Origin of the sequence: Vibrio lentus (assembly GCF_002875945.1) — a bacterium.
GTDB lineage: Bacteria > Pseudomonadota > Gammaproteobacteria > Enterobacterales > Vibrionaceae > Vibrio > Vibrio apostichopi.
The window spans coordinates 45,518-53,534 of record NZ_MCZK01000015.1 but is presented as its reverse complement, the minus strand read 5'-3'; the positions used below and the strand labels follow the sequence as shown (position 1 = coordinate 53,534).

5 protein-coding genes are annotated in these 8,017 nt (G+C 44.2%); 1 reads left to right on the top strand and 4 read right to left on the bottom strand.

The window, feature by feature from the left end; translation table 11 throughout:
- Nucleotides 1-1,006: 1,006 nt before the first annotated feature.
- From BCT49_RS01785 to hemC, 4 genes are read right to left on the bottom strand one after another with little or no spacing between them, the layout of a single operon-like run.
- On the bottom strand, nt 1,007-2,188 hold the full coding sequence (locus tag BCT49_RS01785; protein WP_102433906.1) for a heme biosynthesis protein HemY: 1,182 nt from the start codon (nt 2,186-2,188) through the stop codon (nt 1,007-1,009).
- Nucleotides 2,188-3,414: a uroporphyrinogen-III C-methyltransferase gene (locus tag BCT49_RS01780; protein WP_102433905.1), complete on the bottom strand. Its 1,227-nt coding sequence runs from the start codon at nt 3,412-3,414 to the stop codon at nt 2,188-2,190. The genes BCT49_RS01785 and BCT49_RS01780 overlap by 1 nt, the downstream gene beginning before the upstream one ends.
- Nucleotides 3,415-3,433: 19 nt before the next feature.
- Entirely contained in the window at nt 3,434-4,162 is a 729-nt protein-coding gene (locus tag BCT49_RS01775; protein ID WP_102433904.1) for a uroporphyrinogen-III synthase, read from the bottom strand.
- A 2-nt stretch (nt 4,163-4,164) separates the two neighbouring features.
- On the bottom strand, nt 4,165-5,103 hold the full coding sequence (gene hemC / locus BCT49_RS01770) for a hydroxymethylbilane synthase (RefSeq protein ID WP_102353435.1): 939 nt from the start codon (nt 5,101-5,103) through the stop codon (nt 4,165-4,167).
- 344 nt (nt 5,104-5,447) lie between these two features.
- Between hemC and BCT49_RS01765 the strand changes: the two genes are divergently transcribed.
- A complete protein-coding gene (locus BCT49_RS01765) occupies nt 5,448-7,976 on the top strand; it encodes a class I adenylate cyclase (RefSeq protein ID WP_102433903.1) in 2,529 nt (842 codons plus the stop codon).
- Nucleotides 7,977-8,017: the final 41 nt, after the last annotated feature.

Genomic DNA, 8,017 nt, shown 5'->3' with positions numbered 1-8,017 from the left:
CCCGTCCACTCCGCCACTTATCAGAAAGCCTAGTCTTACGACTAGGCTTTCGTCGTTTCTGGGGTATAGGTTTTAAGTCTTTGCTACAACTTTCGTAAAGTTGTTCATCCCAAATAACCCCCGAATCAATCATTGATTAGAAAGCTCTGTTAGGAATAGCAGGGCTTTTTACGTTTCTAGGCCGTCTTGACCTAAAATGTGTTTACACATTGAAACCCTTATGAAAATTCCAAATAGGCTCTACATTAAGCGCACTCTGTGTAATGACTAAGCCTCGCTTTAAGCTGCGAGGTTTTGTTGTATCTCAGCCTTGGCTTAATCTAGAGTCTGAAGTCCGCAGATATACACTCCCTTCTTTAGTTTTGAAGCAATAAATTAGTTACGAAGATAGTTCGGGCTTACAAAATCCATAGCTTTGAGGCGTCTTGCTGCAGTGTGGACTTTCATCTAGTGACTATAATAGCAAAGCCCACTGTAATATCGACCTCACTTCAATCAAGTGACAACTACCGAGAAACGTTTTCTATTTCTTTCTCTACAATCCTTCCAAGTTACGTGCTCCCCATTCCTTCAATAATTTATACATAGGTTTCAGCCAACTCTAATGGCTTCTACAGTGCTTTTTCATAATAGACTGAACTGTCTACGTATTGACCTAAAGTCTCTCTCTCTGTTTTTTGGGAGACCTTGTGAGTGATTTCATGATGACTTAACTGTGTGATTTTTAAAATCAGCACTAATAAATCATTGATAGTATGTGAAGGCCAATGGTTAAGATGTATTAGCTATGAGTGGTTAAGGGCTAGGTAGATTTAATTAGGAATGGACTGTTATGTTGATGAAGCTTCGAACAACCTAGGTTGGAGGATTTGAAGGCTATTAGAAGGGGGACTATTGTTCTTTCTCCTAAGTGTTTTGACTATCGGTACTTCGGAAGTTATCTAGGCCAAACTGCAGACATAAAAAAGCCGATGCTAGGCACCGGCTTCATTTTAGATGTATTAGATTAAGCTGGCTGAACTAAAGCGAGTGCCTTACGAGAAACTTCATGAGCTGCTTTGGTTAAGTTCTGCTTTTCTAGTGCATCAGATAGGTATCCGTAATCTGAAACATTAGAGCGAAGTGCCAATGCTTTTTCAAAGTGACTTTGTGCTTCTGCCCACTTCTGTTCTCTTAGGTAGAATTGAGCCAATGCGCTATGTGCTTCAGCATTGCTACCATCTTTACTGATCGCGCGTTCTAGCATTACGACTACTGGGTGGTGATCAGGAAGATTAAGCTCAGGAAGCAACATATAGAGTTCATTTGAACCACTCTTCGCGATGTTCTCTTTAATCACTGTGAAGGCTTCTGAATCAGCTTTACGAGCGATTAGTTGCTTCACAAAACAGGAAACAAGGTGAGAGCTTTGTTTCTGCTTTCTTGAAAGCTTGTTCCAATGGCTGATTAAACCTTCGCTACCTTGCTGCTGTGCGACATCGTGAAGTAAGCCACATTGTGCTTTCTGTTCCAACTCAACTTGCTCTTCAGCGGTAAGAAGCTTGTTCTTAGCGAGCTTAGGCGTTAGCTCTAACAATGGCTGCCACAACTTAAGCTGCATGTAAGTGGCTTTTAGCAGGCCAAGTACAGCAGTGTTATTTGGGTACGAACCTTTCAATGTGGAAAGTGTATCGAAAGCCGCTTCGTAGTTTGATTCACTGATCTGTTGTTTAGCCTTGGTTAGCTCAACGGCAAGTAATGAGTTGTCTTGCTGGCTAGCGAGCTCGATGTATTTGTCACGCTCAGCTGTATTACCTTGTTCGTGTGCCGCTTGAGAAGCGACTAAATAACAAAGCAGTGGCATGTCGTGGTGGTTAGCCCAACGAGTTACCTTCTTCTCTGCGCCTTTCCAGTCACCTTCAAGAAGTTTGATGATGCCTTCATTGGTATAACGACGAGAGCGTTTCAGTTTACGAACACTGAACCAGTTCCAAGTGGTTGAACTTGCGTAAATAAGCTTCTTAAATAGGTATTCTAAGCCGAACAAAGCCGCTAGAACTGCAATCACAAAAATAACTAGAGTTGTCACACTCATCTCAATCGTTTTGTTCGCAATTGAGATTAGGACATAACCCTGCTGACCTGAGAACTGGGTACCTACAGCGAGTCCTGCACCTAGAACGAGAAAAAGAAAAATCCAACGAATCATTATTTTTCCTCCGTGGTCATAACGGTTACTTCACGACGTAGGCGTTCACGAATTACGTCAGATAACTCATTTTGAGACTCAAGTTTCACAGGATATTTCACAGAAATATTCTGCTCACTCAGCTGCTTAATTGCCTTCTCAAACTCAATCACTGAGTTGTTATCTTGGTTTAGGTACGACTTCGACCACTCGTTAGCTGTTTGCAGTGCGGCACTGTAGATGTCGCCTTGCTCCTTGTAGACGGCGCGAATGGCTGTCTCTAGTTTGCCTTTGATATTTTCACGTAGGTAGAAGTGCTGCTCTGGTGATAGTAGAGGGATGACTTCTCCATCACGACTGCGGAAGGTGATGAAGTTTTCTGAAAAATCTTTCATCGACGTCATCAGGTTGTTCTGCCAATCATTGATGTCTTGCGATACGGCTTTTTTCTCTACAACTGCAGCTTCTGGGAGAATCGCATTGGCAAGCGGTAGAGTATCGACTTGTTGTTGTAGGCTTGTGATACGCAGAACTAAGCCGTCACGGTCGATCAGAGGGATAGTGCGAAGCTTAGTAATGTCATTGGTCATGGATTGACGCAGAGATACTAAGCTTGGGTCATTCAGTGCGGCGATACGTTGATCGGCGCTTTCCATTAGTTTGGTTGCACTCACGGCGTCATGCTCTAGGAACAGTTTACGACCTGCAAGTTTCACCAGGTAATCGGCTTCAGCAAGCAACCAGTCATTCGGTCGACGGCCTTTGACGTCAGCAACCGCTAACTGTAGGCTTTGAATGCTCTTCTGTTGTTGAGATTGTACAACCTGAGTTTTCTCCACTGCGTGCGACGCTTCTTGGATAGTCTCTTGTTTGATGGTTTGTAGGTCTTTATTTACTGCAGATTGGGTATTTTGCAGTTGTGCTTGAAGAGCTGCTATTTGAGCTGAGTACTCAGCGCTCTTTTGCTGCATTTGAAACGCGATGCCGCCGCTGAAAATAATAGAAATAGCGATCGCAATAGCGCCTAGTTTGACACCGTGCTTACCTTGTTTTTCCGCTTTCTCTATTTGCTCTTTATGTTCAGCTTGAGGCTGTTCATTTTGAGCGGTATTTGACGCAGATGCATCAAGTGTTTGTTCAGGCTGTTTTGTCTCTGTAGATTCAGCTTTTTCGTTTTCAACAACTACTGGCTGAGTGTCTTGTTTCTGTTCAGGTTCAATATGCTCATTATTTTTTTTGCTTGTCATGCTTATTTCCTGTTTCTAGCTAAGGCCGGAGAGCAGCCAGTAATATTTGGTTCGTAGCACTTTGAGTATTGGTCACGTTTGAGAAGCCGAGCTGTTGTGCTCGTGCTGCTATGCGCTGGCTTGGGACAAATAGTTGTCTTGTTGAAAGCCAAGCCAAATACTCATCAGGGGTAATTGAGCAGAGATACTCCAATTGCTCCTGACTAGTGATGACAACTTTGGACGTGTTTTTGTTTATCCATGTTTGATAGGTATTGTGGTCGCTAATGGGAATATATTCTCTACGATAGGTCTCACAATAAGAGACTTGTGCACCTCGATTGAGTAAAGAATCTCGAATGAGCTCACGCCCACCATTGCCACGCAGTATCAAAATGGATTTATTATCTACGCCATTAAGTTCAGTAAGTTTAAGAAGATGTTCACTATCACTGACTTGAGGATAGTTTACTTTTTGTTTACAGACTTTGCTTAAAACGTGCGCAGTTTTTTGACCAACGCCAAGATAAAGCGGTGAAGTAGGCCAAATAGATGAGGTTTTCGAAAGGATACTTTGGGCAGCGGTCACGGCATGGTGACTGACTGCAATAATGATATCGCTGTTATTAAGCTGGGAGCTTAAATCCACTGAGTCTGGATTATCAACGATACGAATAAGCGGATGATGGATGGCTTGAATCCCTTCATCCGCTAGTTGTTGGCAAAGCGATTGTCCCTCTGAACCGGGACGAGTCACCAACACTGTCATAATTATTCTTGGTCTGCGTATAGCTTGGTTAAGATTTCTCTCGCACCGTCATCCAGCAGTTGATTTGCCAGAGTAACGCCAAGCGCTTCAGCATCTTTACGAGAGCCAGAGATCTCGCCGCGAACCATTTTAGAACCGTCAGGTTCACCGACAAGAGCACGCAACCATATGTTGTCACCGTCTAATAGTGAGTAGCTACCGATAGGAACCTGGCAGCCACCTTCCAGAGTTAGGTTCATTGCACGTTCGCATAGCACGCGGTCGGCTGTATCTTTATGGTTCAGTGGTTCAAGAAGCTTAATCAGACGCTCATCATCAAGACGACATTCAATACCAACAGCGCCTTGGCCTACCGCTGGAAGAGACTGTTCTGGTTCGATAAAGCTGCGGATGCGTTCTTCCAATTTTAGACGCTTAAGACCAGCTGCAGCCAGTACGATCGCATCGTATTGACCGTCATCGAGTTTACCTAAACGAGTACCTACATTGCCGCGTAGCTCCTTGATGATTAAATCAGGGCGGTATTCCAGTAACTGACATTGGCGACGCAAGCTACACGTACCCACGACAGCACCTTGTGGTAGCTCATCGATGTTGTTGTAAGTGTTTGATACGAAAGCATCACGAGGATCTTCGCGTTCACAAATCGTCACCAGACCTAAACCTTCAGGGAAGTCGACAGGCACATCTTTCATTGAGTGAACTGCAAGGTCAGCACGACCTTCTAGCATTGCCACTTCGAGTTCTTTAACGAACAGTCCTTTACCACCCACTTTAGCAAGCGGCGTGTCTAGGATGATGTCACCTTTGGTCACCATAGTTACCAACTCAACCTCTAAACCAGGGTGAGCAGCTTGCAGTGCATCCCTTACAAAGTATGCCTGCCAAAGGGCAAGAGGGCTTTTTCTGGTAGCGATACGGATTGGTGCTGAATTTGTCATGGTGTTTCCGATATAGGTTCTGTAATAGCCTAATCCTACCATTGTGAGACGGAAATTCTTACTGTTTGATCATTCCATGCTTTGATAGCTGAGAGATTTTCATGAGTTCACCAAAATAGTGTGATTGGTATCTCATTTGAAACATGGGCTATTATTAGAAATAGTCAATAAAGAGGACACTACGGCGCCGTGAGTTTAACTTTTTGTCATTGAGGAATTGGCCAGTATGACGGCTTCCTTTGCTTTACCATTAAGGGTAAAAGTGTTAAATTGATCACGTTTTGTTGCTGCTTTCGTTCAGTAACTAAACAGAAGTGCATTTAATCTCAAACCAAGGACTTACCTTGCAGGCTTACACTCAGACTTTGATTCAACGATTAGACAATCTAAATCAGCAGCGCATTGATCGTGCGTTGGCGTTGATGAATGTCCAAGGCCAGCGAGTTTTCAACCTTATCCCCGCACTGCTTCACTTCAATCATCCAATGATGCCCGGTTACTATGACCAACAAGTTCCTTTTGGAATTCGTAGCTTCACGCTTAATGAATTCCAAAAGCAATTTGTATCTGATACGGAATTAACGCTTGGTGGCAAACTCACTGAGGCTGCTGAACCGGCAATCCTTGGCTTGTACACCATGGGTAGTACTTCCTCTATTGGTCAAAGCACCTCAAGTGATCTTGATATCTGGGTGTGTGTTTCTCCGGATATGGATGGCGCAGCTCGCGATAGCCTGACTAATAAATGTTTGCTTATTACTGATTGGGCGGAAACCTTAGGGGTTGAGGCTAATTTTTTCTTGATGGATGAACAGCGTTTTCGCTCGAACCATTCTGAAGAGATGACCGGTGATAATTGCGGTTCTTCACAGCACTTGTTGTTGCTTGATGAATTCTATCGTTCAGCCGTTCGCTTGGCTGGCCAACGTTTGCTATGGCAAATCATTCCTCCTGAGATGGAAGAGTGTTATGACCAATACGTTCAAGGCTTATGTCAGGATGGTTATCTTGATTGTTCGCAGTGGATCGATTTCGGCAAGCTGAATCGCATTCCTGCTGAAGAGTACTTTGGTTCAAACTTATGGCAGCTTTATAAGAGTATCGACTCCCCGTATAAATCGGTGTTGAAGGCGATCCTGTTAGAAGCGTATTCATGGGAATACCCAAATACCCAACTATTGAGTATTGATACCAAGCGCCGTTTCTTCGCGGATGAACCGGATCTGTATGGCATGGATAGCTATTATCTGATGCTAGAAAAGGTAACTCGCTATCTAGAACGCATTAATGACCATACTCGTTTGGATCTGGTGAGACGCTGTTTCTACCTTAAGACCCACGAGAAGTTATCGCGTGAAGCGGGTATTGGTTCTGTGGCATGGCGTCGTGAAGCCCTAACCGAGATGACTAAGTCTTGGAACTGGGGACAGGAAACTATTGCTGAGCTCGACAACCGCCGTAACTGGAAGGTTGAGCAGGTTAAAGTGGTGCACCATGCGCTGCTTGATGCCTTGATGCTGAGCTACCGTAACCTGATTCAATTTGCGCGTCGCAACGACATCACTTCGGCAATCAGCCCACAAGATATCAGTATCTTGGCTCGTAAGCTTTACGCTGCGTTTGAGGTATTGCCGGGTAAAGTGACGCTGCTGAATCCGCAAATTTCTCCAGATCTGCATGAACCAGACTTGAGCTTCATCGAAGTTCGTCAGGGTCAGTCCAACAAAGCTGGTTGGTATCTGTATAAACAGCCCTTGGTAGCGCATCGTATTCTTGGTCAGCCTTCACTTGAGCACCATGAGTACTTGAGTAAGCTGGTTGCTTGGTCATTCTTTAATGGCTTGATTACAGAATCGACGCGTTTGCATTCAGTCGTTCGCGATGCTCATATTGATATCGATAAGTTCTATCAAATGGTGAGTGACCTTCGTAATACTTTCTCTTTGCGTAAGCGTCGCCCAAGTATGCAAGCATTGGCGAGCCCGTGTGAGATCAGCCAACTGGCGATGTTCATCAACTTTGAAAATGACCCGACTTCTGAATTAAGTGGTCGTGCATTGAAGGTTGATCTTAAGAACGCTGATATCTTCAGTTTTGGTGAAGAAGGTAAGAGTTTAGTCGGAAGTGTCGACTTGGTTTATCGTAACTCTTGGCATGAAGTACGTACGCTTCATTTCCAAGGTGATACTGCGATGCTGGACGCGCTTAAGACGGTACTGGGTAAGATGCACCAAGATGCCTTACCGCCAGAGTCGGTCGATGTGTTCTGTTACAGCAAGAACCTACGTGGTGTGATGCGTAACATGGTCTATCAACTGCTTGCTGAGTGTATCGATTTACGCTTGAAACCGATTGAGCCAGAAAAACGCCGCCGCTTTAAAGCTATTCGCTTAGCCAACAAGATGTTTGGTCTGTTCTTTGAGCGTCGTGGTGTGTCGGTACAGATGTTGGAAAACTCGGTCGATTTCTACCGCAGTATCTCAACCAATAAGCTGAAGGGCTCACCGTTACTGATGCTTGATAAAGAGCAAGAATATCAGCTGCCAGATGTGGTTGATGGCTTTGCCAGTGAAGGGTTAATTCAATTTTTCTTCGAAGACACCGACAAAGGTTTCAATATTTATGTATTGGACGAGTCGAATCAAGTTGAGGTGTATCACCAGTACAGCGGTGAAAAAGATGAGATGATCGCGAGCGTGAATTCTTTCTACACGTCGGTAAAAGATGAGTCGAAGATGTCGTCTAAGTTGATTAACTTTAATCTCCCTCAGTACTACCAGATCGTGCATCCTGAAGAGGGCAACTCATATGTTGTGCCTTACCGTAACGATGCAACCTTGTCTTCTCGGAGTTCAAAGATAGTCAACATCTAGGCTTATTGAGACTGATTGATATTAAAAAAGGAGTGATTGAT

Bases quoted from the DNA above. Each gene is read 5' to 3' on its own strand.
- BCT49_RS01780 (WP_102433905.1), bottom strand. From the start codon at position 3,414: ATGACAAGCAAAAAAAATAATGAGCATATTGAACCTGAACAGAAACAA.
- hemC (WP_102353435.1), bottom strand. From the start codon at position 5,103: ATGACAAATTCAGCACCAATCCGTATCGCTACCAGAAAAAGCCCTCTT.
- BCT49_RS01785 (WP_102433906.1), bottom strand. From the start codon at position 2,188: ATGATTCGTTGGATTTTTCTTTTTCTCGTTCTAGGTGCAGGACTCGCT.
- BCT49_RS01775 (WP_102433904.1), bottom strand. From the start codon at position 4,162: ATGACAGTGTTGGTGACTCGTCCCGGTTCAGAGGGACAATCGCTTTGC.